Origin of the sequence: Thauera sp. (assembly GCF_047601425.1) — a bacterium.
GTDB lineage: Bacteria > Pseudomonadota > Gammaproteobacteria > Burkholderiales > Rhodocyclaceae > Thauera.
The window spans coordinates 1,436,329-1,461,725 of sequence record NZ_JASGJL010000001.1 but is presented as its reverse complement, the minus strand read 5'-3'; the positions used below and the strand labels follow the sequence as shown (position 1 = coordinate 1,461,725).

General features: G+C 65.7%; 25 protein-coding genes. 18 read left to right on the top strand and 7 right to left on the bottom strand.

Translation table 11 applies throughout. From position 1 onward, the window contains the following. Positions 1 to 18: 18 nt before the first annotated feature. Entirely contained in the window at positions 19 to 792 is a 774-nt protein-coding gene (locus QM748_RS07120; RefSeq protein WP_415246319.1) for a hypothetical protein, read from the top strand. Continuing rightward, positions 792 to 1,334 (top strand): YaeQ family protein, encoded by a 543-nt coding sequence (locus QM748_RS07115; protein WP_415246318.1) that lies wholly within the window; start codon positions 792 to 794, stop codon positions 1,332 to 1,334. The genes QM748_RS07120 and QM748_RS07115 overlap by 1 nt, the downstream gene beginning before the upstream one ends. 73 nt (positions 1,335 to 1,407) lie before the next feature. Here QM748_RS07115 and QM748_RS07110 read toward each other — a convergent pair whose 3' ends face one another. The 3 genes from QM748_RS07110 to QM748_RS07100 form a co-directional block, all read right to left on the bottom strand. Next, positions 1,408 to 2,289, bottom strand: coding sequence for an alpha/beta fold hydrolase (locus QM748_RS07110; protein ID WP_415246317.1), 882 nt, complete (start codon positions 2,287 to 2,289; stop codon positions 1,408 to 1,410). A gap of 106 nt (positions 2,290 to 2,395) precedes the next feature. Further along, entirely contained in the window at positions 2,396 to 4,429 is a 2,034-nt protein-coding gene (locus QM748_RS07105; protein WP_415246316.1) for a DEAD/DEAH box helicase, read from the bottom strand. A gap of 261 nt (positions 4,430 to 4,690) precedes the next feature. Beyond that, the gene (locus tag QM748_RS07100) at positions 4,691 to 4,900 is read right to left on the bottom strand and encodes a cold-shock protein (RefSeq protein WP_004260632.1); all 210 of its coding nucleotides are present in this window, start codon (positions 4,898 to 4,900) and stop codon (positions 4,691 to 4,693) included. Between the two features lie 367 nt (positions 4,901 to 5,267). Here QM748_RS07100 and ylqF point away from each other — a divergent pair, with 367 nt between their 5' ends. Then, positions 5,268 to 6,188, top strand: a complete 921-nt coding sequence (gene ylqF / locus QM748_RS07095) for a ribosome biogenesis GTPase YlqF (RefSeq protein ID WP_415246315.1) — start codon at positions 5,268 to 5,270, stop codon at positions 6,186 to 6,188. 45 nt (positions 6,189 to 6,233) lie between these two features. Here ylqF and QM748_RS07090 read toward each other — a convergent pair whose 3' ends face one another. Continuing rightward, the gene (locus tag QM748_RS07090) at positions 6,234 to 6,449 is read right to left on the bottom strand and encodes a hypothetical protein (protein WP_415246314.1); all 216 of its coding nucleotides are present in this window, start codon (positions 6,447 to 6,449) and stop codon (positions 6,234 to 6,236) included. On the opposite strand from QM748_RS07090, the gene QM748_RS07085 reads away from it, so the two are divergent. From QM748_RS07085 to pnp, 14 genes are all read left to right on the top strand, one after another. Then, entirely contained in the window at positions 6,442 to 7,446 is a 1,005-nt protein-coding gene (locus QM748_RS07085; RefSeq protein ID WP_415246313.1) for an alpha/beta fold hydrolase, read from the top strand. The genes QM748_RS07090 and QM748_RS07085 overlap by 8 nt on opposite strands. A 22-nt stretch (positions 7,447 to 7,468) precedes the next feature. Further along, positions 7,469 to 8,323: a 3',5'-nucleoside bisphosphate phosphatase gene (locus tag QM748_RS07080; RefSeq protein ID WP_415246312.1), complete on the top strand. Its 855-nt coding sequence runs from the start codon at positions 7,469 to 7,471 to the stop codon at positions 8,321 to 8,323. Positions 8,324 to 8,336: 13 nt separating this feature from the next. After that, positions 8,337 to 8,966, top strand: a complete 630-nt coding sequence (locus QM748_RS07075) for an L-threonylcarbamoyladenylate synthase (protein WP_415246311.1) — start codon at positions 8,337 to 8,339, stop codon at positions 8,964 to 8,966. A gap of 52 nt (positions 8,967 to 9,018) precedes the next feature. After that, entirely contained in the window at positions 9,019 to 9,684 is a 666-nt protein-coding gene (locus QM748_RS07070; RefSeq protein WP_415246310.1) for a site-2 protease family protein, read from the top strand. Between the two features lie 13 nt (positions 9,685 to 9,697). Further along, positions 9,698 to 10,525: a segregation and condensation protein A gene (locus QM748_RS07065; RefSeq protein ID WP_415246309.1), complete on the top strand. Its 828-nt coding sequence runs from the start codon at positions 9,698 to 9,700 to the stop codon at positions 10,523 to 10,525. Continuing rightward, the gene (scpB, locus tag QM748_RS07060; protein WP_415246308.1) at positions 10,506 to 11,102 is read left to right on the top strand and encodes an SMC-Scp complex subunit ScpB; all 597 of its coding nucleotides are present in this window, start codon (positions 10,506 to 10,508) and stop codon (positions 11,100 to 11,102) included. The genes QM748_RS07065 and scpB overlap by 20 nt, the downstream gene beginning before the upstream one ends. Beyond that, positions 11,053 to 12,189 carry a 23S rRNA pseudouridine(2605) synthase RluB gene (gene rluB / locus QM748_RS07055; RefSeq protein WP_415246307.1) on the top strand — a complete coding sequence of 379 codons (1,137 nt, stop codon included), beginning with the start codon at positions 11,053 to 11,055 and terminating at the stop codon, positions 12,187 to 12,189. Before scpB ends, rluB begins: the two co-directional genes overlap by 50 nt. Before the next feature lie 286 nt (positions 12,190 to 12,475). Next, positions 12,476 to 12,910: a ribosome maturation factor RimP gene (gene rimP, locus QM748_RS07050; protein ID WP_415246306.1), complete on the top strand. Its 435-nt coding sequence runs from the start codon at positions 12,476 to 12,478 to the stop codon at positions 12,908 to 12,910. 27 nt (positions 12,911 to 12,937) lie between these two features. Continuing rightward, on the top strand, positions 12,938 to 14,413 hold the full coding sequence (gene nusA / locus QM748_RS07045) for a transcription termination factor NusA (protein ID WP_415246305.1): 1,476 nt from the start codon (positions 12,938 to 12,940) through the stop codon (positions 14,411 to 14,413). Between the two features lie 13 nt (positions 14,414 to 14,426). After that, a complete protein-coding gene (infB, locus tag QM748_RS07040) occupies positions 14,427 to 17,282 on the top strand; it encodes a translation initiation factor IF-2 (protein WP_415246304.1) in 2,856 nt (951 codons plus the stop codon). 3 nt (positions 17,283 to 17,285) lie between these two features. Then, the gene (rbfA, locus tag QM748_RS07035) at positions 17,286 to 17,699 is read left to right on the top strand and encodes a 30S ribosome-binding factor RbfA (protein WP_415246303.1); all 414 of its coding nucleotides are present in this window, start codon (positions 17,286 to 17,288) and stop codon (positions 17,697 to 17,699) included. Then, positions 17,683 to 18,669 (top strand): tRNA pseudouridine(55) synthase TruB, encoded by a 987-nt coding sequence (gene truB / locus QM748_RS07030; protein WP_415246302.1) that lies wholly within the window; start codon positions 17,683 to 17,685, stop codon positions 18,667 to 18,669. The genes rbfA and truB overlap by 17 nt, the downstream gene beginning before the upstream one ends. 80 nt (positions 18,670 to 18,749) lie before the next feature. After that, positions 18,750 to 19,019 (top strand): 30S ribosomal protein S15, encoded by a 270-nt coding sequence (gene rpsO, locus QM748_RS07025; RefSeq protein ID WP_004332752.1) that lies wholly within the window; start codon positions 18,750 to 18,752, stop codon positions 19,017 to 19,019. A 191-nt stretch (positions 19,020 to 19,210) separates the two neighbouring features. Then, the gene (gene pnp / locus QM748_RS07020) at positions 19,211 to 21,310 is read left to right on the top strand and encodes a polyribonucleotide nucleotidyltransferase (RefSeq protein ID WP_415246301.1); all 2,100 of its coding nucleotides are present in this window, start codon (positions 19,211 to 19,213) and stop codon (positions 21,308 to 21,310) included. A gap of 109 nt (positions 21,311 to 21,419) precedes the next feature. Here pnp and dksA read toward each other — a convergent pair whose 3' ends face one another. The 3 genes from dksA to QM748_RS07005 form a co-directional block, all read right to left on the bottom strand. Then, positions 21,420 to 21,845 carry an RNA polymerase-binding protein DksA gene (gene dksA / locus QM748_RS07015; protein ID WP_068638146.1) on the bottom strand — a complete coding sequence of 142 codons (426 nt, stop codon included), beginning with the start codon at positions 21,843 to 21,845 and terminating at the stop codon, positions 21,420 to 21,422. A 346-nt stretch (positions 21,846 to 22,191) separates the two neighbouring features. Then, positions 22,192 to 23,136, bottom strand: a complete 945-nt coding sequence (locus QM748_RS07010; protein WP_415246300.1) for an aldo/keto reductase — start codon at positions 23,134 to 23,136, stop codon at positions 22,192 to 22,194. Beyond that, the gene (locus QM748_RS07005; protein WP_415246299.1) at positions 23,133 to 24,497 is read right to left on the bottom strand and encodes an NTP/NDP exchange transporter; all 1,365 of its coding nucleotides are present in this window, start codon (positions 24,495 to 24,497) and stop codon (positions 23,133 to 23,135) included. Before QM748_RS07005 ends, QM748_RS07010 begins: the two co-directional genes overlap by 4 nt. Positions 24,498 to 24,885: 388 nt before the next feature. Here QM748_RS07005 and bfr point away from each other — a divergent pair, with 388 nt between their 5' ends. Further along, positions 24,886 to 25,371 carry a bacterioferritin gene (gene bfr / locus QM748_RS07000; protein WP_415246298.1) on the top strand — a complete coding sequence of 162 codons (486 nt, stop codon included), beginning with the start codon at positions 24,886 to 24,888 and terminating at the stop codon, positions 25,369 to 25,371. Positions 25,372 to 25,397 lie beyond the last annotated feature (26 nt).

The following is a 25,397-nucleotide window of genomic DNA, read 5'->3' as shown; positions in this document are numbered from 1 at the left end:
TCTGACGACGGTGGCCCCATGAGCGCGAACGATGCCGCGATTCCTCCCGATCCTCTTGCTGTCCATGCAGACAGCGGGATTCAGCGCCAGGCCGCGCAGATGGCGCAGGAAGCCTTTGCCCGTGTGTTCCGCCTCAGCGTCGGTGAAAGCGACGAAATACGCCTGAAAGGCGTCGCCCAACTGCAACGGGAGCTGGATGACTGGGCCTGTGCAGGCGATGCAGGCGAAGCCTGTGCCTTGCGGCGAGCCATGCTGTTGTCCGGCATGGATCAATGGGGTGTGGCCTGGAGCCAGGCCTTCGGCCTGGTATCCATTCCCGGCCTGACCGAACTCATCGGTGCCTTGCGGACTGGACTCCAGGTCGAGGACGAGGCGCGTTTCCTGCGCCAGTTCGAAGCCATTGGGCAGGCCGAGGAAAACGTCATCGACTTCAAGGTCGAACTTCGGCGGGCCATCCATCTCGCGCTATGGCATTCGTCCATTGCTACCGACAACCGCGACGAGGCCCTTCGCCTCGCCTCGCAGCTCGGCGGCCGCCTGCTCGGCCTGATGACGCGCGAGATGCCGCTGGCCGGCTGGCGGCTGGTGGCCGATGCGCTGGCCTTCATCCAGATCCGCTGCCTGGCCGACGGCCTCGCGGCCGAAGGCGTCGGCCAGGAAGCCACCCAGGCCTTGTTCGGCGCGCTGGCGCGCGAACTGCCGCAGGAGCAGCGCGACAGGGTCATGGCACATGCCGCGCGTGCCGTCATCGCCTGGCAGCAGGCCAGCCGTCCGCCGGAGCAGGTGCACTGATGGCGCTGAAGGCGACGATCTTCAAGGCCGACATCCAGATCGCAGACATGGATCGCGGCCACTATGCCGACTACAGCCTGACGCTGGCCCGTCATCCGTCCGAGACCGATGAGCGGATGATGGTGCGCCTGCTGGCCTTTGCCCTGTTCGCCGATCCGGCGCTGGGTTTCGGCAAGGGTCTGTGCGTGGATGACGAGCCGGACCTGTGGCGAAAGGATCTGACCGGTGCGATCGAGTGCTGGATCGATGTCGGCCAGCCGGACGAGAAGTGGGTGCGCAAGGCCTGCGGGCGGGCAGGCGAGGTGATCGTGCTGGCTTACGGCCGCGCGCTGGAGGTGTGGTGGAACGGCGTGCGTGAAAAACTGGCACGCCAAGCTTCGCTGAGGGTCATTGAGCTGGCACGTGAGGCGAGCAGCGAACTGGCGAAGCTCGCCGAGCGCACGATGCGCCTGCAGTTCAGTATCCAGGACGGCCATGTCTGGGTGACCAATGGCCGCGATACCGTGTCCATCGAACCCCGTTTTCTGCTGGGCGGCAGATGATTCCTTGTCCGTATCTGCGGCCGTATGCGTGACTGAAGAATGCGGGGCAGGGCTTGGCTTCCAGCAACCGGTTTCAGCCAGCGGCCGAGAGAAAGCGCTTGATATCGGCTGCAGCCGCGTCCGGCGCTTCCTGCATGAAGCAATGTCCGCCCGCCACCAATTGTTCTTGTATTGCAGGGTTGCCGGCACGCCAGCGTGTTATGCCCCTGGCGGCAAAGGGATAGCTGCGATCACCGCGCAGCACCATGGTGGGGGTGCCGACCCGGGCCAGCGCGGACCACAGGCGGCGCGGATAGGAGCCGAAGATTTCGGCTTCGCGGCTGGGCCGGCACTTGAGTTCGACGCCGCCTGCCGGACTGTCGCGCAGGGCGTGGTCGACATAGGCTTGCAGCGCGTCGTTGTGCCAGCCGCGGAACATGCCGCGCTCCTGCAGTCCGAGATAGGCGGCCGTGCGGTCCGGCCAGTGGTGGCGGCGCCTGCGCGCGCGGCTGGCCAGCGTGTTGCGCGACAGCAGGCCGACGACGTCGGACATCGCCATCAGGCCGATCATCGCCGGAGGGAACAGCACCGGATCGAGCAATACCGCGCGTGAAAACAGGTGTGGCTCGTGGGCCATCATCAGGCAGCTGATGACGCTGCCAAAGCTGTGGCCGACGGCATGGGCCGGCACGTCGCCGAAGTGCGTCCGCTGCGCACGCCAGGCCTCGGCAGCGAATTCGGCGGTCCGGTTCCAGCCGTGGAAACGGCCGCCCTGGTCGCTGTCGCCATGGCCCTGGACGTCGGACAGGAAGAGGTCGAAATCCTCCGCCAGAATTTCCAGCATCGGTGCATAGCTCAGCCCGCAATAGCCGTTGCCGTGCAGGAAGTGGATCACCGGGCGGCCGGAGGGCGGGCTGTGTTGCCCGCGCAGGGTGAATCCGGCCGTGGTGATGTGATGCCAGGGCTGCAGCCTCATGCTCGGTCAGGCCTTCATGTCGGGTAGACGGCGGGCGCACTGAACGCCTCGGCGGCCCGGGTGCCGATGCCGAAGCGGGGCGCCCGGGCCGGGTGCAGCCCGTGCTTCAGTCTTCCCTGCGCTTGCGGGGTTTGCCCGCGCCATGGGAGGCCGGGCGCGGCGTGTCGGCGGGGCGGCTGAAGTTGCGGTGCTGGCCGCCGGCGTCGGGGCGCGGTGGGCGCTGGGTGTCGGACGAACGCTCCCGGGTCTTCCAGTCGCCTTTCGGATGGCCACCTGCCGGCCTGGATTCGCGGCGCTCGAAACCGCCTGGCTTGCGCTCCTGCCTGTTGTCGCGCCAGTCGCGGTCCTCGCGCGGCGGGCGGCGGCGTTCCGGCGTCGCGGCAGCTTCGGCGGCCGACAGCGCACGGATGTTCAGCTGCATCTGCCGCACCCGGGTGCGCTTCAGGGTGTCCATCAGGTCGGCGGGCAGGTTGGCCGGCAGTTCGACGGTGGAGAAATCGTCGAACAGATGGATCTGGCCGATGAAGCGGCCTTCGATGCCGCCCTCGTTGGCGATCGCGCCGACGATCTCCTTCGGGCTGGCACCCTGGTTGCGGCCGACTTCGATGCGGTAGCGCACCAGCGTGCCGTCGGCGAAGGCGCGGCGGCGGGAGAGGATTTCGTCGCGGTTGGGGCGGGGCGCACGCTCGCGCGGCGCACCGGTGGTGAAATGCTCGTCGCGCGGCGGCCGGCCGCCGCTGCCCGGCTGGGCAGTGGCCAGATCCCAGCCGCGGCCGCTCTGCTCGATCTGCAGCGGGCGTTCGCGCTGGGCGAGATAGGCGAGCGCGGCGGCGATCTCATGCACCTCGAGCTCGTTCTCGTCGGCGAGGTTGTTGACCACATCCATGTAAAAGCCCAACTGCTGCTCGGCGGCGGTTTCGACTACCAGGCGCTTGAACTGGGCGACACGCAGGTTGGTCACCTCCTCGCTGCTCGGCAACGCGATCGGCGTGATCGGCTGGCGGGTGGCGCGTTCGATCATCTTCAGCATGCGCGTCTCGCGCGGCGCGACGAACAGGATCGCGACGCCTTCGCGGCCGGCACGGCCGGTGCGGCCGATGCGGTGGACGTAGGCTTCGGTGTCGTAGGGGATGTCGTAGTTGATGACGTGGCTGACGCGCGGCACGTCGATGCCGCGGGCGGCGACGTCGGTGGCGATGACGATGTCGAGCGCACCATTCTTGAGCTGCTCGATCACGCGCTCGCGCAGGCCCTGGGTCATGTCGCCGTTGAGCGCTGCCGCGGCGTAACCGCGTGCGGCGAGCTTGTCGGCGAGTTCCTCAGTGGCGATCTTGGTGCGGACGAAGACGATCGCGGCGTCGAAGCTTTCCTCGGCGTCGAGGATGCGGGTCAGCGCGTCGAGCTTGTCGACGCCGCGCACCAGCCAGTAGCGCTGGCTGATCTTCGACACCGTGGCGGTGGCGGCGCGAATCCTGATTTCCTCCGGCTCGCGCAGGTGGCGGCGGGCGACGTCGCGGATCACGTTCGGCATCGTCGCCGAGAACAGCGCGGTCTGGCGCTCTTCCGGAGTGTGCTCGAGAATCCATTCGACGTCGTCGATGAAGCCCATGCGCAGCATTTCGTCGGCTTCGTCGAGCACGATCGCCTTCAGCGCGTCGAGCTTCAGGCTCTCGCGCTCGAGGTGGTCCATGACGCGGCCGGGCGTGCCGACGATGACCTGGGCGCCGCGCGACAGTTGGCGCAGCTGCACCACCATGCTCTGGCCGCCGTAGATCGGCAGCACGTGGAAATTCTTCAGGTGATGCGCATATTTGGCGAAGGCTTCGGCGACCTGGATGGCCAGTTCGCGCGTCGGCGTCAGCACCAGCACCTGCGGCCGGCTGTCGGACAGGTCGAGACGGGCCAGCATCGGCAGCGCGAAGGCGGCGGTCTTGCCGGTGCCGGTCTGGGCCTCGCCGAGAATGTCGCGTCCGGCCAGCAGCTGCGGAATGCAGGCGGCCTGGATCGGCGAGGGCGTTTCGTAGCCGACTTCGGCCAGCGCGGACAGAAGGGGCGCAGGAAGGTCGAGGTCGGTGAAGCGCAGCGTCTCCTGGGCGCTCGTCTCGGGGCTGGGAGATTCGTTGGGAACGGAGTCGGTCATGGCAGTCGAGCCGCGCGGGCGGCAATGGGCAGCGATGCTGCGAAGTCGCGATTATCGGCGAATCCGGCGCAGCAAACGAGTGAAGCGGAGTAAAGGGGTGTGGCGGGGATGGGAATCGACAGTGGCCGTGCTTGCCGCGATGCCGCTGTACCGCGCCTGGAGGGCGTTGAGGCTCTGCCGCAGTCTGGCGGCAGAAAAGCAAAAAACGCGGCGCAAGGCCGCGTTCTTCAGAATCGCTCGGCGTCGGCGACGCCGTGTCGATTACAGCGGGCGGATGTTGGCCGCCTGCAGGCCCTTCGGGCCGGTCTTGACTTCGAATTCGACGCGCTGGTTTTCAGCCAGGCTCTTGAAACCCTTGCTTTGGATTTCCGAGAAGTGGGCGAACAGGTCGTCGCCGCCGTTTTCCGGGGTGATGAAGCCGAAGCCCTTGGCGTCGTTGAACCACTTGACGGTACCGGTTTGAGTGCTCATTTGCGTTCCATATAAAAAATGACTGGGCTTGCGCCCCAAAATGCAGGAACGATCAAGAAACGTAATCCAGAGGAATCAGACCGGCACGCGTTCTTGTAGAACACGCTGGACAACCACCAGAACAACCACTGCTTGAATCGACTGCGAGCCGCACGATACACCGTTTCCGGAGCATGGGGAATTTATTTTGCGTGCCGGGCGAAAAAATTCTTGGCTCAAGAGGGCAGGCGAGGAATTGGCGCAGGATGCTTGAATTTGTTGTGCATTGCATCAATCGCGGCATGATGCGCCGATTTGGAAAGAGGCCGTAAAGAGCCGGCACGATGGGATAATGCGCGCACCAGAAAAAAAGGCGATGGGCTAAAGCATGTCAATCCAGTGGTTTCCCGGTCACATGGCGTCGGCGCGAAAGAAGGCGGCCGAGGCGATGGCGGCCATCGACGTCGTTATCGAAGTGACCGATGCGCGCCTGCCCGAGGCCAGCAGCAATCCGATGATCTCCGAACTGCGGCGCTTCCGTAACCGCCCCTGCCTGAAGCTGCTGAACAAGGCCGATCTGGCCGATCCGGCGGCGACCCGGGCCTGGATGGATTTCTACAATCGCCAGCCGGGCGTCAAGGCCGTCGCGATCTCGGCCAAGAGCGCATCCGATGCTGCGCGCGTGCCGGCCTTGTGCCGCCAGCTCGCGCCGCATCGCGATGACGGCACCAAGCCGCTGCGGATGATGATCATGGGCATCCCCAATGTGGGCAAATCGACGCTGATGAATGCGCTGCTCAAGCGCAAGGTGGCCAAGGTCGGCGATGAGCCGGCCGTGACCAAGCACCAGCAAACCCTGGATCTGGGGCCGGGCATGACGCTGACCGACACGCCCGGAATGATGTGGCCCAAGATCGACTACGACCCTGACGGCTACATGCTGGCGGCCAGCCATGCGATCGGTCGCAATGCTGTCATCGACGAAGAGGTCGCAGTCTTCCTCGGCGGCATCCTGCTTGAGCGCTATCCGGCATTGCTGGCGGCCCGCTACCGCATCGAGCCGTCGTCGCTGGACGCCCAGGCGCTGGTGGAGGCGATCGGGCGCAGGCGAGGCTGTCTGGTCAAGGGCGGCGGCCTGGACCTGGAAAAGGCTTCGCTGATCCTGCTGCAGGATTATCGCGATGGCGTGCTCGGCCGCATCAGCCTGGAGACGCCTGAATCGCGGTCGGCGATGATCGCGCGGATCGACGCCGAGCGTGCCGCAGCAACTGCCGCGGACGAGGAGGCGGCGGGCGAAGCGGAGTCGTAGGCTTCCGGATACCTGCGGATTTGATGCCAGGGCTGGCTGCTGCGCTCAGCTGCCGGTTGCGATCTCGATCCAGCGCAGCCACTGCCCACAGGCATTGCGCGGTCCGCGCAGGCTGCCGTGCCATGGCCCTTCGTTGCAGGTGCCGCGACTGTTGTCGGGGTCGATATGGACGGTGCTGCCGTCTTCTGCCAGCGTGCGCTTGCCGCCCCAGCGGTTGCAGGTGGGGCAGCGACGAAGCTCGGCGATCGGAGAAATGCTCATCGGTCTTGCGGTCGGGGCTTGGGCGGGCCAGCGGGTGATGATACGCGAGCAGGCTCGCATCGTCGCTGCTGGGGCGTGCCGGGGGCTTTGCTATCATTCCGCCATGAAAGATTCCCGTTCCCGTTTCCTCGATATACGTGGCCTGCGCCTGCATTTGCGCGAGTGGGGCAGGGCGGGCGCCCCCCGGCTTTACCTGCTGCACGGCTGGATGGATGCGTCGGCATCGTTCCAGTTCATGGTCGATGAGCTGGCCGGCGACTGGCATGTGATCGCGCCCGACTGGCGGGGTTTCGGCCTCAGCGCCTGGAGTCATGCCGACGGTTACTGGTATCCGGATTATTTTGCCGACCTCGATGCGATCCTGCATGCGGTCGAAGGTGAAGACACGGCACCGGTACGCCTCGTCGGCCACAGCATGGGCGGCAATATCGCGCTGATGTACGCGGGCATCCGTCCGGCGCGGGTTGGCCGCATCGTCGTGCTCGATGCCTTCGGTCTGCCGGATCGCGCGGCCGCCGAGGCGCCCGGGCGCTACCAGAAGTGGCTGCGGGAGCTGAGCGAAGTACCGCGGCCGCGGGCCTATCCCAGCCGGGAAGCGCTCGCCGAGCGCCTGCGGCAGGACAACCCTCGCCTCGACGCGTGGCGCGCCGCGTGGCTCGCCGAAGCACTGGCCCAGGCCGATGAGCGGGACGAGGGCAAGGGCTGGCGGATTGCAGGCGACCCCTTGCATCGCCGGGTGAATCCGGTGCTCTACCGCCGCGCCGAGGCCGAAGCCTGCTGGAGGCGGGTGACGGCGCCGGTGCTGGCGATCGAGCCGGCGAGCGCCGACCTGCGCGAACGCATTGGCGTCAGCGACGAGGATCATGCAGCGGCCTTTGCCTGTTTCTCATCGATCGAAGTGCGCAGGGTGGAGGATGCCGGCCACAATCTGCATCACGACCAGCCTCGGCGGATCGCGGAGATCGTCGAAGCGTTTTTTCTGTCCGATGGACAATGACGCCTCCTTCCGGAGTATTCAGATGAAACTTGCCGAACTGCATGCACTCAATGCCGATCTGCATTGCCATTCCACCGTGTCCGACGGCTGGCTCGAGCCCGCCGGCGTTGTCGCGCGGGCGAAGGCGAACGGCGTCGAACTGCTTGCGCTGACCGATCATGACGAACTCGGCGGCCTCGGCATCGCTGCGGCCGCTGCAGCCGAACTGGGGCTGCGCTTCGTTCCCGGCGTGGAAGTTTCGGTGTCCTTCGCCGACGAGACGATCCATGTCGTCGGCCTCGGTATCGATCCGCAGGATCCGGGTATCGTCGCCGGTCTGCAGCAGATCCGCATGGGGCGCGATGCGCGTGCCGCACGCATCGGCCAGGCGCTGGCCGATGCAGGCATTCCTGGTGCGCTCGAAGGTGCGCGCCGCTTCGCGCGCAATCCGGCGCTGGTCAGCCGTGCCCATTTCGCCCGGCATCTGGTCGCCAGCGGCGTGATGCCGGACGTCAGGACGGTGTTCGAGCATTACCTGGTGCGTGGCAAACCTGGTTTCGTCGACCACGAATGGGCGTCGCTGGAGGATGCGGTGGGCTGGATTCGTGGCGCCGGCGGCGTCGCCGTGATCGCCCATCCCGCGCGTTACCGCTTGTCCAATGCCGACATGGAGCGCCTGCTCGACCGTTTCATCGCTGCCGGTGGCGAGGCGATCGAGGTCGTTTCCGGCGCCCATAGCGAAGACGAGATGCGCCGCTTCGCCACCGTCGCCCGCCGCCGCGGCCTGCTCGCCTCGCGCGCTTCCGACTTCCACGGCGAGAACGAAAGCCCGGTCGATCTCGGCCGCTGCAATCCCCTTCCGTCCGACCTCACGCCGGTGTGGTCGCGCTTCATCTGAGAACACGACAATCATGGCCCAGTTCTTTTCCCTCCATCCCGAGCAGCCCCAGCCGCGCCTGATCCGCCAGGCGGCCGAAATCATCCGCGGCGGCGGGCTGGTCGTGCTGCCGACCGATTCGGCCTATGCGCTGGCATGTACGGTCGGGGATGCGAGCCTGCTCGACCGCATCCGCAAGATTCGCGGCGTCGATGAGCGCCACCACTTCACCCTGATGTGCCGCGACCTGTCCGAGATCGCCACCTATGCCCGGGTCGACAACAGCCAGTACCGGCTGCTCAAGGCGACGACGCCGGGCGCCTATACCTTCATCCTCGAAGGCACCAAGGAACTGCCGCGCCGGGTGCTGCACCCCAAGCGCAAGACCATCGGCCTGCGCATTCCCGAGCATGTCGTCGTTTCGGCCCTGCTGGCCGAACTCGATGGTCCGATGCTGACCTCGACCCTGCTGTTGCCCGATGAGGATCTGCCGCTGACCGATGCCGAGGAAATCCGCGATCGTTTGGGCAAACAGGTCGATCTGGTGATCGAGGCCGGCTACTGCGGCCCTGAAGCCACGACCGTGATCGATCTGACTTCCGGTACGCCGGAGCTGGTGCGTGCCGGCTGCGGCGCACTGGAGCCCTTCGGCCTGGCGGACTGAAGAGGGCGCAGGTGCGCTCTGCTAGAATGCGCGCTTTGCTGCCGACGCTTCCATGGATTCTCTGATTTCGACGCTGGCGATCTGGGCGCTGCCCGTGGTCCTGGCCATCACCCTGCACGAGGCGGCGCACGGCTATGTCGCTCGCCATTTTGGCGATCCCACTGCCGATCTGGCCGGCCGCATCACGCTCAACCCCTTGCGCCACATCGACCCGGTGGGCACGATCCTGGTGCCGGGGGGCATCCTTGTGCTGAGCTACCTGTTTGGCGTCGGTGCCGTCCTGTTCGGCTGGGCCAAGCCGGTGCCGGTCAATTTCGGCCGGCTGCGCAAGCCGAAGGCGGACATGCTGTGGGTGGCTGCGGCCGGGCCGTTCATGAATCTGCTCATGGCGCTGGGCTGGGCGATCCTGTTCCGTTTCGCGATGGCTGGCGAGCTGGGTGTCTACGACTTGCCGATGATGAAGATGGCCGATGCCGGCATGCAGATCAACGCGATGTTGATGGTGCTGAACCTGTTGCCGATTCTGCCGCTGGATGGCGGCCGAATCGCCTTCAGCCTGCTGCCGATGCATCTAGCACGGCGTTTCGCCCGGCTCGAACCCTATGGGCTTCCTTTCCTGCTCGTGGTCATAGTGTTCTTCCGGGAAGAGTTTGCCGCGATGTTGTCGCCACTGATCGCGGGTTTCCGTTACCTGCTTGGCGCGATCATCAGTTCCTGATGCGCATGTAGACATGAACCTGCCGCTGGAACTGGCGCCGGTCGAGGTGCCCGGGATGCTGGAGCACGTGGCGCGCATCTATGGCGAACCGCTGCTCGAACTGCCGAAAGACCTGTATATTCCGCCCGACGCGCTGGAAGTATTCCTCGACGCCTTCGAGGGGCCGCTGGATCTGCTGCTGTACCTGATCCGCAAGGCCAATCTCGATGTCCTCGACATTCCGATGGCGCCGCTGACGGCGCAGTACCTCGAATACGTCGATGCGATGCGGGCGAGCAATCTCGAGTTGGCTGCCGAATATCTGCTGATGGCGGCGATGCTGCTCGAGATCAAATCGCGCATGCTGCTGCCGCGGCCGCCGCGCGAGCATGCGGAAGAGGAAGATCCGCGCGCCGAATTGGTACGCCGCCTGCTGGAGTACGAACGCATGAAGCTCGCCGCGGCACGGCTCGACACGCTGCCGCGGGCCGAGCGCGATTTCGAGTGGGTCGGCGTCTTCGTCGCCGAGAAGGTGGTCGAGCGCCAGCCCGAAGTCAGCCTGCACGACCTGCAGCTTGCCTGGCTGCGGATCATGAAGAACGCGCGCCTGACCCAGCATCACCGTGTCGGGCGCGAGCAGCTTTCAGTGCGGGAGCATATGACCGGCATCCTGCGCAGGCTCGGCGGCGGCGGTTTCGTCGTCTTCGATGCCTTGTTCGATGCCAAGCTCGGCACGGCGGGCCTGGTCGTGAGTTTTCTCGCCGTGCTCGAACTGGTGAAGGAAAAACTGGTGGAAGTGAGCCAGAACGAGGCCTTTGCGCCGATCTACGTGAAATTGGCCGATGCAGCCCGCGACGCCTGAAGCCTGGTCGCGCGTCATCGAGGCCGCGCTGTTCGCCGCGCCGGCGCCGCTGCCGGTATCCGAACTGCGCAAGCTGTTCGATGACGACCCCGGGCCGGAACTGGTGCGCAAGCTGCTGGAAGAGCTGCGCGCCGAATGGGCGGCAGCCGGTCGCGGCATCGAACTGGTGCAACTGGCCAGCGGCTGGCGTTTTCAGACACGCGCCGACTGCCAGCCCTATCTGGATCGGCTGAAGGAAGAAAAAGCGCCGCGCTACTCGCGCGCGGTGATGGAAACATTGGCGATCATCGCCTACCGGCAGCCCGTCACGCGCGGCGACATCGAGGACGTGCGCGGCGTGGCGGTATCGCCCAACATATTGAAGACTCTGGAATCGCGCGGCTGGATCGACGTCGTCGGCCACCGCGACACGCCGGGCCGCCCGGCGCTATTCGCCACCACCCGGCGCTTTCTCGATGACATGGGTCTGCGCAGCCTCACCGAGCTGCCTGCGCTGACCGAGATCGAAAAAATCATGGACCTTGTCGATGCCTCGCAAACCGAACAGCCCGCTCCGCCCCCCGCAGAAGAAGTCTGACGCGATCGAGATTCTCGATCGTCCCCGTCGCGCTCCACGCAAGGATGATCGCGACGAGGACGCCCAGCCGCGCGACCCCAACGCCCATCTCAATGCCGATCCGCGCGGCCCCCGTGCGCCGCGCGGAGGAAACCGTGGCGGCCGGCAGGGCGGGGATGGCGATCCCGCCCGCAGGCCGGATGCGCACAAGTCTGCGCTCGGCGTGCCGGACCGCGGTGAACGGGGGGCTCGCCCCCGGCCGCAGGGGCAGGGCGGCGGCCGCAATGCGCCGATGACGCTGACCGAGCCGGAGCGCCTGCAGAAAGTGCTGGCCCAGGCCGGCGTCGCCTCGCGGCGCGAGATCGAGGACTGGGTGGTCGCCGGCCGCATCTCGGTCAATGGCCTGCCGGCTTCGCTCGGCCAGAAGATCGGTCCGGGCGACCGTGTCAAGGTCAATGGCAAGCTGGTGCCGCTGCGCTTCACCCAGCGTTCGCCGCGGGTGCTGATCTACCACAAGCCTGAAGGCGAGATCGTTTCACGCGACGACCCCGAAGGCCGCCCGACCGTGTTCGAACGCCTGCCGCTGCTGCGCAAGGGGCGCTGGCTCGCGGTCGGCCGGCTGGACTTCAATACCTCGGGCCTGCTGCTGTTCACCAACGACGGCGATCTCGCCAACCGCCTGATGCATCCGCGCTACGAGCTGGAGCGCGAATACGCGGTGCGGCTGCTGGGCGAGCTGACCGAGGAGCAGGTCGAGTCGCTGACCGAAGGCATCCAGCTCACCGACGGCCCCGCGAAGTTCAATTCCTTGCGCGATGAAGGCGGCGAGGGCGCCAACCACTGGTACCGGGTGGCGATTTCCGAAGGCCGCAACCGCGAAGTGCGGCGCATGTTCGAGGCCGTCGGGTTGACCGTCAGCCGCCTGATGCGGGTGCGCTACGGCAGCGTGGAGCTGCCCACTCGCCTGAAGCGCGGCATGTGGATGGAGATGCCCGAAGCCGACGCTTGCCGGCTCGCCGGCCTGCCTGAGCCGCAGCGCCAGGTGCAGAAGAGCGATCGCGACAAGCGGCCGCCCAAGATGCACCGGACCACGCCCGTGTCGCGCTGATTTCCTGCTGCACGCTTCGCCCTGGGGATGGGGTGGGCGCGCGGGAGCCGGACAGGTTGCTGCGTTGCGGCAATTTGCCCGGCTATCGGTTTTGGGGCTATACTCTCAAGGCTTTGATGGATGACCTCCGTTCGTTCGCGTCTGCAGGTGGTTTGCGGCGCGTGGCGGAAGCATCCTGATGTTGTTATCAGCGGCGTGTTCCGGACAGGGGCGATGGGTTGATGGGCGTTAGGCCCATTTTTTATTTGTGCGCGGCAATCCGAAGGCAGCGCAGCGGAAGACAGGTATGCGAGCAGGAATCGAGAATCTGATCGAACAGGTGGTGACCGGCCTCGGCTATGAACTCGTGGATATCGAGTTCTCGCCGCGCGGGCGTCTGCTGCGTGTCTTCCTCGACATCGAGCGCGGCATCACCGTCGACGACTGCGCCACGGTGAGCAACCAGCTCCAGCGCGTGTTCGAAGTCGAGAACATCGACTACGACCGCCTCGAAGTGTCCTCGCCCGGCCTGGACCGTCCGCTGAAGAAGCTGGCCGACTTCGAACGCTTTGCCGGCGAGGACGCGCAGATCCGGCTGTCGCTGCCGATCGACAACCAACGTAATTTTGCCGGCGTGCTCGGCGGTGTGCGCGATGGCGCCGTGGTGCTCACGACCGAGAAGGGCGAGCAGCTGCTGCCGTTCGAGGACATCGAGAAAGCACGCCTTGTACCCAAATTCTGAGACTGTGGATGTGGAGGTTTTCCTGAGATGAGCCGCGAGATCCTGCTGCTTGTTGATGCATTGGCACGTGAGAAGAACGTCGCCAAGGACATCGTTTTCGCCGCGCTGGAGTCCGCGCTGGCCTCCGCAACCAAGAAGCGCATCCACGACGACGCCGACGTGGTGGTGTCGATCGACCGCGAAACGGGCGACTACACCTCGTGCCGCCGCTGGGTCGTCATGCCCGACGAGGAAGTCACCAACGACGAAGCCGAGATGGGCGTCATCGATGCGCGCGACGTCCGCGCCGACGTGCAGCTCGGCGAATACATCGAGGAAGAGCTCGAGCCGATCGATTTCGGCCGCATCGGCGCCCAGGCCGCCAAGCAGGTCATCCTGCAGAAGATCCGCGATGCCGAGCGCGAGCAGGTGCTGAACGACTTCCTCGAGCGCAAGGAATTCCTCGTCTCCGGCGCGATCAAGCGCATGGAGCGCGGCAATGCCATCATCGAAGTCGGCCGCATGGAAGCCGTGCTGCCGCGCGACCAGCAGATTCCGCGCGAGAATCTGCGCGTCGGCGACCGCGTCAAGGCCTTCCTGCTGCGCATCGACCGCGGCGCCCGCGGCCCGCAGCTGATCCTGTCGCGCACCGCGCCCGAGTTCCTGATGAAGCTGTTCGAGCTCGAAGTCCCCGAGATCGAGGACGGCCTGCTCGAGATCAAGGCCTGCGCCCGCGACCCCGGCCTGCGCGCCAAGATCGCGGTGAAGTCGAACGATCCGCGCATCGACCCGATCGGCACCTGCGTCGGCCTGCGCGGCTCGCGCGTCACCGCGGTGCGCAACGAGATCGGCGGCGAGCAGATCGACATCATCGTCTGGGCGCCGGATCCGGCCCAGTTCGTCGTCGCCGCGCTGCAGCCGGCCGAAGTGGTGTCCATCGTCGTCGACGAGGAAGCCCATGCGATGGACGTGGTGGTGGACGAGAACAATCTCGCCATCGCCATCGGCCGCAACGGCCAGAACGTCAAGCTCGCCTCCGAGCTGACCGCCTGGACGATCAACCTGATGAGCGAGCAGGAATCGGCCGAGAAGACCGCTCAGGAACAGCAGGGACTGCGTTCGCTGTTCATGGAAAAGCTGGACGTCAACGAGGAGATCGCCGACATCCTGATCGAGGAGGGGTTCTCCTCCCTGGAAGAAATCGCCTACGTGCCGCTGGCCGAGATGCTCGAGATCGAAGCCTTCGACGAAGAGACGGTCAACGAGCTGCGCAACCGCGCACGCAACGTGTTGCTGACCGAGGCGATCGTGACCGAAGAGCAGCTGGAGAACGTCTCCGACGATCTGCTCAATCTCGACGGCATGGAGAAGTCCCTTGCCGCCAAACTGGCCCAGCAGGGTGTGTGCACCCGTGACGACCTCGCCGACCTCGCGGTCGACGAACTGGTCGAAATGGCCGGGATCGACGAAGAAAGAGCCAAGGCGCTGATTTCCGTTGCGCGCGCCCATTGGTTCCAGGAATGATGGGAGGGCAGTAATGGAAAACATGAGCGTGACCCAGTTTGCCGGCGAACTGAAAATGCCGGCCGCGGTGCTGCTCGAGCAGTTGAAGCGTGCCGGCGTGGAAAAAACCGGCCCGGCCGACCTGCTCACCGAACAGGACAAGGCGCGTCTGCTCGAGTACCTGCGCCGTGCGCATGGCGATACCGAGCCGAAGGGCAAGATCACCCTGACCCGCAAGCAGACGACCGAGATTCGTGCCACCGATTCGACCGGCCGTGCACGTACCGTGCAGGTCGAAGTCCGCAAGAAGCGGACCTTCGTCAAGCGTGACGAAGTCGCCGCCGAAGCTCCTCCTGCCGAAACGCCTATGCCCGAAGCCGTGGAAGAGGCGCCGATGGCCGATCTGCCGCCCGTGCAGATCGAAGTGCCGACCCCCGCGCCGGTGGCCGAGACCGCCGCACCGGCGGAGCCGGCTTCGCCCGAGCCCGTACAGGCCGAGGCCGAAGCGCCGGTGGCGGAGCAGCCTGCAGCGGTCGAGCCGCCCCAGGCCGCCCAGTCCGAACCGGTCGCCGCCCAGCCCGAAGTCGAGCCTGAACCTGTTGCGGCTGCCGAGCCTGCCGCGGCACCGGCACAGACGAAAACCACCACCACGCTGGTGCGTTCCAAGCCGCTGCCGATCAACGAGATTCTCAGCGATGAGGAAATCGCTGCGCGCCGGCGCGATGAGGAACGTCTGCGTGCGCTGCGGGAGCGTCAGGCTGCCGATCTTCGTGCCCGCCAGGAGCGCGAGGCCGCTGCGCGTGCCGCTGCCGACGCGCGCCGTGCCGAGGAAGAAGCACGTGTCGCTGCAGCCTTGAAGAAGCAGGAAGAGCCGGCCAAGCCCGCTGCGGCCAAGCCGGGCAGCGGCACCCTGCACCGTCCGGCCAAGGCCGACGACAAGGCGGGCGCCAAGGATGTCAAGCGCGGTGCGCCTGCACGCGACGCGGACGGCGGCAAGCGCCGTGGCGGCCTGAAGACCCGTGGCGAAGTGGGCACGGGCGGCAACAACTGGCGCGGCGCCGGCAAGGGCGGCGGTCGCCATGGCCGCCACCAGAGCGACGAACGCAGCAACTTCCAGGCGCCGAGCGAGCCGATCGTGCGTGAAGTGCACGTGCCCGAGACCATCACCGTGGCCGATCTTGCCCACAAGATGGCGGTGAAGGCCACCGAAGTGATCAAGGTGCTGATGAAGATGGGCACGATGGTCACCATCAACCAGGTGCTCGACCAGGACACGGCGATGATCATCGTCGAGGAAATGGGCCACACCGCGCTGGCGGCCAAGCTGGACGATCCGGATGCCTTCCTCGACGAGCACGACGAGCACAAGGATGTCGAAGTGCTGCCGCGTGCGCCGGTGGTCACGGTCATGGGCCACGTCGACCACGGCAAGACCTCGCTGCTCGACTACATCCGCCGCGCCAAGGTCGCGTCGGGTGAATTCGGCGGCATCACCCAGCACATCGGTGCCTACCACGTCGAGACTTCTCGTGGCGTCGTCACCTTCCTCGACACGCCGGGCCACGAGGCCTTCACGGCGATGCGTGCGCGTGGTGCCAAGGCGACCGACATCGTCATCCTGGTGGTGGCGGCTGACGACGGCGTCATGCCGCAGACGCGCGAAGCCATCCACCACGCCCAGGCCGCCGGCGTGCCGCTGGTGGTAGCGATCAACAAGATCGACAAGCCCGAAGCCAACCCCGAGCGCGTCAAGCAGGAACTGATCGCCGAAAGCGTGGTGCCGGAAGAGTACGGCGGCGACGTGATCTTCGTGCCGGTGTCAGCCAAGAAGGGGACCGGCGTCGATGAGCTGCTCGAAGCCATCCTGCTGCAGGCCGAAGTGTTGGAGCTGACCGCGCCGGTCGATGCGCCGGCCAAGGGCCTGATCATCGAAGCCCGCCTCGACAAGGGCCGCGGCCCGGTGGCTTCGCTGCTGGTGCAGTCCGGCACCCTGCGCAAGGGCGACGCCCTGCTGGCTGGTGCCACTTACGGCCGTATCCGCGCGATGCTGGACGAGAACGGCAAGCAGATCGACGAAGCAGGACCGTCGATCCCGGTCGAGATTCTCGGCCTGTCGGACGTACCGGCTGCCGGCGACGAGGCGATCGCGCTGGCCGACGAACGCAAGGCGCGCGAAATCGCGCTGTTCCGCCAGGGCAAGTTCCGCGACGTCAAGCTGGCCAAGCAGCAGGCGGCCAAGCTCGAGACCCTGATGGAGCAGATGGCGGAAGGCGAGGTCAAGAGCCTGCCGCTGATCATCAAGGCCGACGTGCAGGGTTCGCAGGAAGCGCTGGTGCAGTCGCTGCAGAAGCTCTCCACCGACGAGGTGCGGGTCAACGTCATCCACGGCGCGGTGGGCGCGATCTCCGAATCCGACGTCAACCTGGCGCAGGCTTCGGGCGCGGTCATCATCGGCTTCAACACCCGCGCCGATGCCGGCGCGCGCAAGCTGGCCGAGACCTTCGGTGTCGATATCCGCTACTACAACATCATCTACGACGCCGTGGATGAGGTGAAGGCGGCGCTGTCCGGCATGCTGGCGCCCGAGAAGCGCGAGGAAGTCATCGGCATGGTCGAGATCCGCCAGGTCTTCACCATTTCCCGCGTGGGCTCGATCGCAGGCTGCTACGTGCTCGAAGGCATGGTCAAGCGTGGTTCGCACGTCCGCCTGCTGCGCAATCACACGGTGTTGTGGACCGGCGAGCTCGAATCGCTCAAGCGCTTCAAGGACGACGTCAAGGAAGTCAAGTTCGGCTACGAGTGCGGCCTGCAGCTCAAGAACTACAACGACATCCAGGAAGGCGACCAGCTCGAGGTGTTCGAGATCAAGGAAGTGGCGAGGACGCTGTAAGCGATGCCCAAGGAGTATTCCCGCAGCCAGCGCGTGGTGGAGCAGATCCGCCGCGAGCTGGCCGAGCTGATCCGGCTCGAAGTCAAGGATCCGCGCGTCGGCTTCATCACCCTGACCGACGTCGAGATCACGCCCGACTACGCCCACGCCAAGGTGTTCTTCACCTCGATGACGGGCGAGGCGGACGTGCCTGAAATCCTCAAGGGCCTGCGCCGGGCCGGCGGCTTCCTGCGCCGCGAGCTCGGCCGCCGCATCCGTATCCACACCATTCCCGAGCTGCATTTCCACTACGACCGTTCGGTGGAGGAAGGCTCGCGCCTGTCCCGGCTGATCGACGAAGTGGTGCGCGAGGACGAAGCGCGCAATCTCGACGAAAGCAGGGACGACAGCGGCAAGGACGATGACGGCAAGTCCTGAGCCGGAGATGGAGCAGGCCGCGCAGCGTCCGCGCCGCCCGAAGCAGGTGCAACGCAAGATCGTCCGGACCATCGTCGATGGCGTGCTGCTGCTCGACAAGCCGCGGGGCATGAGCTCGAACGGGGCGCTGCAGACGGCGCGCCGCCTGCTCAATGCCGCCAAGGCCGGCCACACCGGCACGCTCGACCCGATGGCAAGCGGCCTGCTGCCGCTGACTTTCGGCGAGGCGACCAAGTTCTCGCAGATGCTGCTCGACGCCGACAAGACCTACGAGGCCGTCGTCCAGCTGGGCATCGAGACCGACAGTGGCGACGCAGAAGGGGCCGTGCTGGCGACCCGGCCGGTGGCGGTCGAACGGACTCGGCTCGAGGCGGTGCTCGAGCACTTCCGCGGCGACATCGAACAGGTGCCGCCGATGTATTCGGCACTGAAGCGCGACGGCAAGGCCTTGTACGAATATGCGCGGGCAGGGATCGAGATCGAGCGCGAGGCGCGCAAGGTGCGAATCCATGCGCTCGAACTGCTCGATTTCGCCGATACCCGCTTCAGCATCCGCGTGGCCTGCAGCAAAGGTACCTACATCCGCAGCCTGGCGATGGACATCGGTTCGGCGCTGGGCTGCGGCGCGCATCTGTGCGCGCTGCGCCGTACCCGCATCGGCGCTTTCGACGTCGCCGATGCGGTGACGCTCGAAACCCTGGAAGCACAGCCGGCCGAGGCCCGTACCGGCCTGCTGGCACCTGCCGATGCGCTGGTGGCTTCGTTTCCGGCCTGCCGGCTCGACGCCGAACAGGCGCGTGGGCTGCTGCAGGGCAGGGTGCTGGCGCTGGGCGAGACGGGTGCCGAAGGTTTGGTGCGTGTCTATGGGCCGCAGGGCTTCCTCGGCCTGGGCCAGTGGCAGCAGGATGGCAAGCTGGCGGCGCGCCGCCTGATTGCCACCGGGGCGGATGCGCCAGCCGCATCTGCATGATTATCGATTGAGTTTCTGGCGCGGGTTTGGGTATAATCCCCCGCTTCTGATTGGCAGAAAAAACACGAGTAAAGACACACATGGCTCTTGATACCGCATCCAAGTCGCAGATCGTCTCCGACTTCCAGCGCGCCCAGGGCGACACCGGTTCGCCGGAAGTCCAGGTTGCGCTCCTGACCGCCCGCATCAACGGGCTCGCCCCCCACTTCAAGGCTCACGGCAAGGATCACCACTCCCGCCGTGGCCTGCTGAAGATGGTCAGCCAGCGTCGCAAGCTGCTGGACTACCTGAAGGGCCGCAACGCCGAAAGCTATCGCAACCTGATCGAGCGTCTGGGCCTGCGCAAGTAATTGCGTCCATGACCAGCCCGACAGCGCCCGTCAGGGCGAGGTAAGCGACAAAGCCGGTGCGTGCCTCCGCGGCACCGCCGGCTTTGTGCCGTTTGCACCCCCGCAAGCACTGGCTGGTTCTCCCGCGGCAGGATGCTTCCATCCGCCGCCCGCAGTTGTGGTTCGCTGCATTCATCGTTAAAGGAATTCCCTTGCTCAACGCTATCAAGAAAACTTTTGCCTACGGCGCGCATACCGTCACTCTGGAAACCGGCGAGATCGCTCGCCAGGCCGGCGGCGCCGTCATCGTGAACATGGACGAGACCGTGGTGCTGGCCACCGTGGTGGCGGCCAAGGAAGCGCGTCCGGGCCAGGACTTCTTCCCGCTCACCGTCGATTACGTCGAGAAGTTCTATGCCGCGGGCCGCATCCCCGGCGGCTTCTTCAAACGTGAAGGCCGTCCGAGCGAGAAGGAAATCCTCACCTCGCGCCTGATCGACCGCCCGATCCGCCCGCTCTTCCCCGAAGGCTTCATGAATGAAGTCCAGGTGATCGTGACCGTGCTGTCGCTGAACCCCGAAATCGATGCCGACATCCCGGCGATGATCGGCGCCTCCGCGGCGCTGGCGATCTCGGGCATTCCCTTCGACGGTCCGATCGGCGCCGCCCGCGTCGGTTATGCCGACGGCCGGTACATCCTGAATCCGACCGCGACCGAGCTGCAGACCAGTCAGATGAACCTGGTGGTCGCCGGCACCCAGGCTGCCGTGCTGATGGTCGAGTCCGAAGCGCAGGAACTGCCCGAGCAGGTCATGCTGGGCGCAGTCGTGTTCGGCCACGAGCAGATGCAGAACGCGATCAAGGCCATCAACGAACTGGTCGAAATCGCCGGCAAACCCGAATGGGACTGGCAGGCGCCGGCGGGCAACGATGCGCTGATCGCCCGCGTCACCGAACTGGCCAAGGCCGACATGGAAGAAGCCTTCCGCATCACCAGCAAGCAGGAGCGCTCGACCCGCCTGGGCGAGATCCGCAAGCGCGTGATGGCGGCGCTGAGCGAAGGCGTCGACACGCCGCCGTCGGCCACCGAAGTGAAGGACATCTTCTTCAACATCGAATCGGGCATCGTCCGCAGCCGCATCCTGAACGGCGAGCCGCGCATCGACGGCCGCGACACCCGCACCGTGCGCCCGATCACGATCCGCACCGGCGTGCTGCCGCGCACCCATGGTTCGGCGCTGTTCACGCGTGGCGAGACCCAGGCGCTGGTCGTCGCCACGCTGGGCACCGGCCGCGACGAGCAGATCATCGATGCCATCGCCGGCGAGTACAAGGAGCGCTTCCTGCTCCACTACAACTTCCCGCCCTTCTGCACCGGCGAAACCGGCCGCTTCGGCGTGACCAAGCGCCGCGAAGTGGGCCACGGCCGCCTGGCCAAGCGCTCGCTGGTGGCGATGCTGCCGAAGCCCGAGGACTTCTCCTACACCGTGCGCGTGGTGTCCGAGATCACTGAATCCAACGGCTCTTCGTCGATGGCCTCGGTCTGCGGCGGTTCGCTGGCGATGATGGATGCCGGCGTGCCGCTGAAGGATCACGTCGCCGGCATCGCCATGGGCCTGATCAAGGACGGCAACCGCTTCGCCGTGCTGACCGACATCCTGGGCGACGAGGATCACCTCGGCGACATGGACTTCAAGGTCGCGGGCACCGAGAACGGCATCACCGGCCTGCAGATGGACATCAAGATCCAGGGCATCACCAAGGACATCATGCAGGTCGCGCTGGACCAGGCCAAGGCCGGCCGTCTGCACATCCTCGGCATCATGAAGGAATCGCTGGGCAGCTCGCGCGGCGAAGTCTCCGAGTACGCGCCGCGCATGATCAACATGAAGATCAACCCCGAGAAGATCCGCGACGTGATCGGCAAGGGCGGTGCGGTGATCCGCGGCCTGCAGGAAGAAACCGGCACCGTGATCGAGATCGAGGACGACGGCCAGATCACGATCTCGTCGGTCAGCGCCGAAGGCGCCCAGGCGGCGAAGGCCAAGATCGAGGCGATCACCGCCGAAGTCGAAGTCGGCAAGGTCTATGAAGGTCCGGTCGTGCGCCTGCTCGACTTCGGCGCCATCGTGAACATCATGCCGGGCCGCGACGGCCTGCTGCACGTGTCGCAGATCGCCAACGAGCGCGTGAACAATGTGTCCGACTACGTCAAGGAAGGCCAGGTCGTGCGCGTGAAGGTGCTCGAGACCGACGAGCGCGGCAAGATCCGCCTGAGCATGAAGGCGCTGCTGAACGAAAACGCTGGCTGATGAACCGTGGCAGCGGGCTTTGGCCCGCTGCGGCGGTGCAGCAAGCATCAAAAAAGGACGCCGTGGCGTCCTTTTTTATCGTCTGCAGCAAGCCGTCCTTGCCTGGAGATTACCTGGCGACCTGGCGCTCGCGCATTTCTTCCAACGTCTTGCAGTCGATGCACAGGGTGGCCGTCGGGCGGGCTTCCAGCCGTTTCAGGCCGATCTCGACGCCGCAGCTGTCGCAGTAGCCGTATTCGCCGTCATTGAGCCGGCCGAGCGCCTCGTCGATCTTCTTGATCAGCTTACGCTCGCGATCGCGGTTGCGCAGTTCGAGCGCAATGTCGGACTCCTGGCTGGCGCGGTCGTTGGGGTCGGCGAAAACGGTGGCTTCGTCCTGCATCGTGTGTACGGTGCGTTCGATGTCCTCCATCAATTCGCCCTTCAGCGAACCCAGGATTTCGCGGAAGTGGGCGATCTGCTTCTCGCTCATGTATTCCTCGCCAGCGGCGGGAACGTAGGGCGGGAATTGCTTGTGCAGGGTATCGTCAGCCATGAATCTCAACTTCCGTAGGTTGGTGAATGGTAGAGGCGACTTAATAGCAGAATCAGGGGGTAGCAGCAAGCCGATCGGCCGGGGCTGGAAAGCTGCTGGGCGTGACATCGCAATCACCCGGGGCCATCCGGCACCCGTTGAGAAAGGCCCGGCAGCGAGGGAGGGGGCCAAAAAGAAAAAGCCCGGACGTTTGGCAGTCCGGGCTTAAATCCACACCAAAGGAGGAGGGTGGAGGAGACGGTTCAAATACTAGCGGGATGTATTGTGCAATGCAATAATTCCAAATACAAAAATTTTTATGGGTATAGAAGCATTGTTTTCGTGCGCGGCATGGGCGGTATCTCTCCTATAGCGACCGGATGTGCTCGAACATCCGGCGGCGGCCGGGTTCATCGGGCAGGCGACCGCGTGCAGCACCGAGGTTATCGATGACGTTGCGCGCCTGGCTGGTTGCCGGCGTGGCCACCGTGACCGCGGGGTGGGAGATCACGTACTTCAGGAAGAACTGGCCCCATGAAGCGATGTCGTATTCGGCCGCCCAGTCCGGCAGCGCATGGCCATCCACCTTCTGCCACAGCCGCGAGCGGCCGAAAGGCTGGTAGGCCAGCACGCCGGTGCCGCGCTCCTGCGCCAGCGGGAAGATGCGCTCCTCCATCACCCGGTTGTCGATCGCGTAGTCCACGCCGACGAAGTTCAGCGGCTCGCTGCGCATGATGCGTTCCAGTTCTTCGTACTGGCCGGGGAAGGTTGTCGTCACACCGATGTAGCGCACGCGCCCGGCATCGCGGTATTCCTTGAGCAGGCCGAGCTGGGTGGGCACGTCGCCCAGATTGTGCACGTTGATCAGATCCATCCGATCATTGCCTAGCCGTGCCAGCGACTGCTCGATCTGGGCGCGGGCCGCGGCCGGATCCGCCTTGCCGCCGCCGCGTCCGGCCACGTTCACCTTGGTGGCCCAGAACAGCTTGCGATTGAGGCCGGTTTCCTGCGCGATCCTGGCTGCCACTTCCTCGGCTGCGCCGTAGCCGGGTGCGGTATCGAACACCGTGCCGCCCCCGCGCGCGAAGGCTTCCAGCACTTCACGCACGCGTTCGACATTGCCTTCGCCGGCGATCCGGGAGAAGGATGCCGAGCTGCCCAGGCCGACGGCCGGCAACTGCTCGCTGGTGCCGGGAATCGTCCGCGTGATCAGGTTGCGGCTGTCCTCGGCGGCCATCAGCAGCCGGGGATGGGCTGCCAGGGCCAGGCCCGCAGCGGCGGAAAGCTTGAGGCAGTCTCGTCGTGTGATCATGGTGTTGGACTCCTTGTCGTGGAAGGTTCTTCCGGCGCGGCGGCCGGGGCTGGAGGAAGGCTTGCTCCGCGTTCCGCAGCCAGGCGCAGCTGGGCGCGCCCCAGCCACAGCCCCAGCGCGGCCCAGGCCAGCGCCAGCGGAATCGCCACGCTGGCCAGGCCGGCGAGGCCCATGCCCAGCCGCCCGAGCAGGCCCTCGACCTGGGCGCCAGCCACGTCGCCGCCGCGGTAGCCGAAAGTGTCGATGAAGGCTTTCGACTTGTACTTGTCCTCGCGGCTGACGACCGTGTACAGCGTCTCGCGCGCCGGCCGCGTCAGCGCCCGCTGCACGGCACGGAAGGCGGCCTCGAACACGATCAGCGCCGCCAGCGTGCCGACGATGGCCAGGCCGACGAAGCCCAGCACCACTGTCAGCGGCAGCAGCATCAGCGTCAGGTGGACGCCGAAGCGTTCCATGATGCGGCCGGCGATCAGCGCCTGCAGCACCAGGGTCGTGACCTGGGTGATCAGGTCGATGCGGGCGAACAGCGCCGTGCGCTGGTCCATGTCGCCGCCGAGCGCGGCCACCATCTGCAGGCGGGTGAAGTAGAGCAGGGTGGCGACCACCGCCATGATGATCACGTAGACCGCGATGCCGAGCAGGTAGCGCGAGGCGAACACCGCTTTCAGGCCCTGCCATGCGCTGCCGCCGATGACCGCATGTTCCGGCCGTTCCGCCTGCCCGGCGCCGCCTGCGCCGGCAGCTCGCTGGCTGTGCGCCACCGCCCACGCCGCGCCCAGCGCCAGCATCAGGAAGCCGGCCGACACCAGCAGCAGCGCCGGCGTGCCCAGCGGGCGCGCCAGCACCGAAGCCAGCCAGGGGCCGAAGATCGCGCCCAGCGTGCCGCCCACCGAAATCAGCGCGAAAAAGCGCTTGCTCTGCTCCAGCGTGAAGCGGTCCGCCATCAGCGCCCAGAACAGCATCGTCGCGAACAGGTTGAAGACGCTGAACCAGACGTAGAACACCTGCCCGCTGGTGATGCCGACCGCTTCCGGCGCCAGCACCAGCAACAGATGGAAGCCGACTAGGCTCAGCGCGAAGAAGACATAGGTCGCGGCGATGAACTTCAGCCGCGGCAGGCGGCTGACCAGCCAGCCGAACACCGGATTGGCAAGCAAGGTCACCAGCGCAGTGCCCATGAACAGCCAGCGCACCGTCTCGATGCCGCGCTGCATGCCCAGCGCGTCGCGCGCCGGGCGCAGCACCATCAGCGCCGTCAGTACGCAGAAGAAGAACAGGCCGGCCAGCAGCACGGGTACGATTTCGTCGCGCCGAAGATTGAAAAACGCGGTCAGGCTTGCCTGCTTGGGCGAGTTTGTCATCGGGGGCAGGTAATGACGTGAATGAAAGATGCCATGCAGAGGGGCCGGTGTGCTCAGTGACCGATGCTGAACCGGGCAGACACCGGGAAGAATCCAATGTTCCGTCGATGTCTGTTGCCTGCAATGCAGTGAATCACCTCGTGGGAGAACGAAAGCAGCCGATGAGGAGCCAGGTGCCGGCGAGGATGGCCAATGAGAGGCGTTCCTCCCGGGCAGTCCGTGAATGAGATGCCGTCTCGTTCTCTAAGGCATTGCCAGATAAGGAAAATTTTCTTTGACCCAACTCCTGTCTTGAGTCAGACTCCGCCCCCTTGAGGCAGGCCTCTAAGGCGGGGCCTCCTGAAAGGCAGGGATGAACTGCCTGGTAACACGACCAAACGGAGAATCCATGAAAGGCAACGCCAAGATCATCGACGCACTGAACAAGATGCTCGCCTACGAGATGACGGCTTCGGACCAGTATTTCGTCCATGCCCACGTCTACCACGACATGGGCCTGCTGCATCTCTACGATCGCATCTACCACGAGCATCAGGAAGAGCTCACGCATGCGAAGGTGCTGATCGAGCGGATCCTGTTCCTCGAAGGCACGCCCGATCTCGGCCAGCGCCTGCCGGCCAGCACCAGCCGCGACGTGCCCCAGATGCTGAAGCACGATCTGGACATGGAGATCACCGTGATCCGGCAACTGCGCGAGATCGTCGCGCTGTGCGAGCAGGAGAGGGATTTCGTCACGCGCGAGAAGCTGATGCTCCTGCTGCTCGATACCGAGGAAGACCACATCCACTGGCTCGAACAGCAGCTGCGCCTGATCGACATGGTCGGCATGCCGAACTACCTGCAGAGCCAGATGAAGGTGGGTACGGCCGGTTAGGTACGGCCGGCTGAGGCATGGCCGGT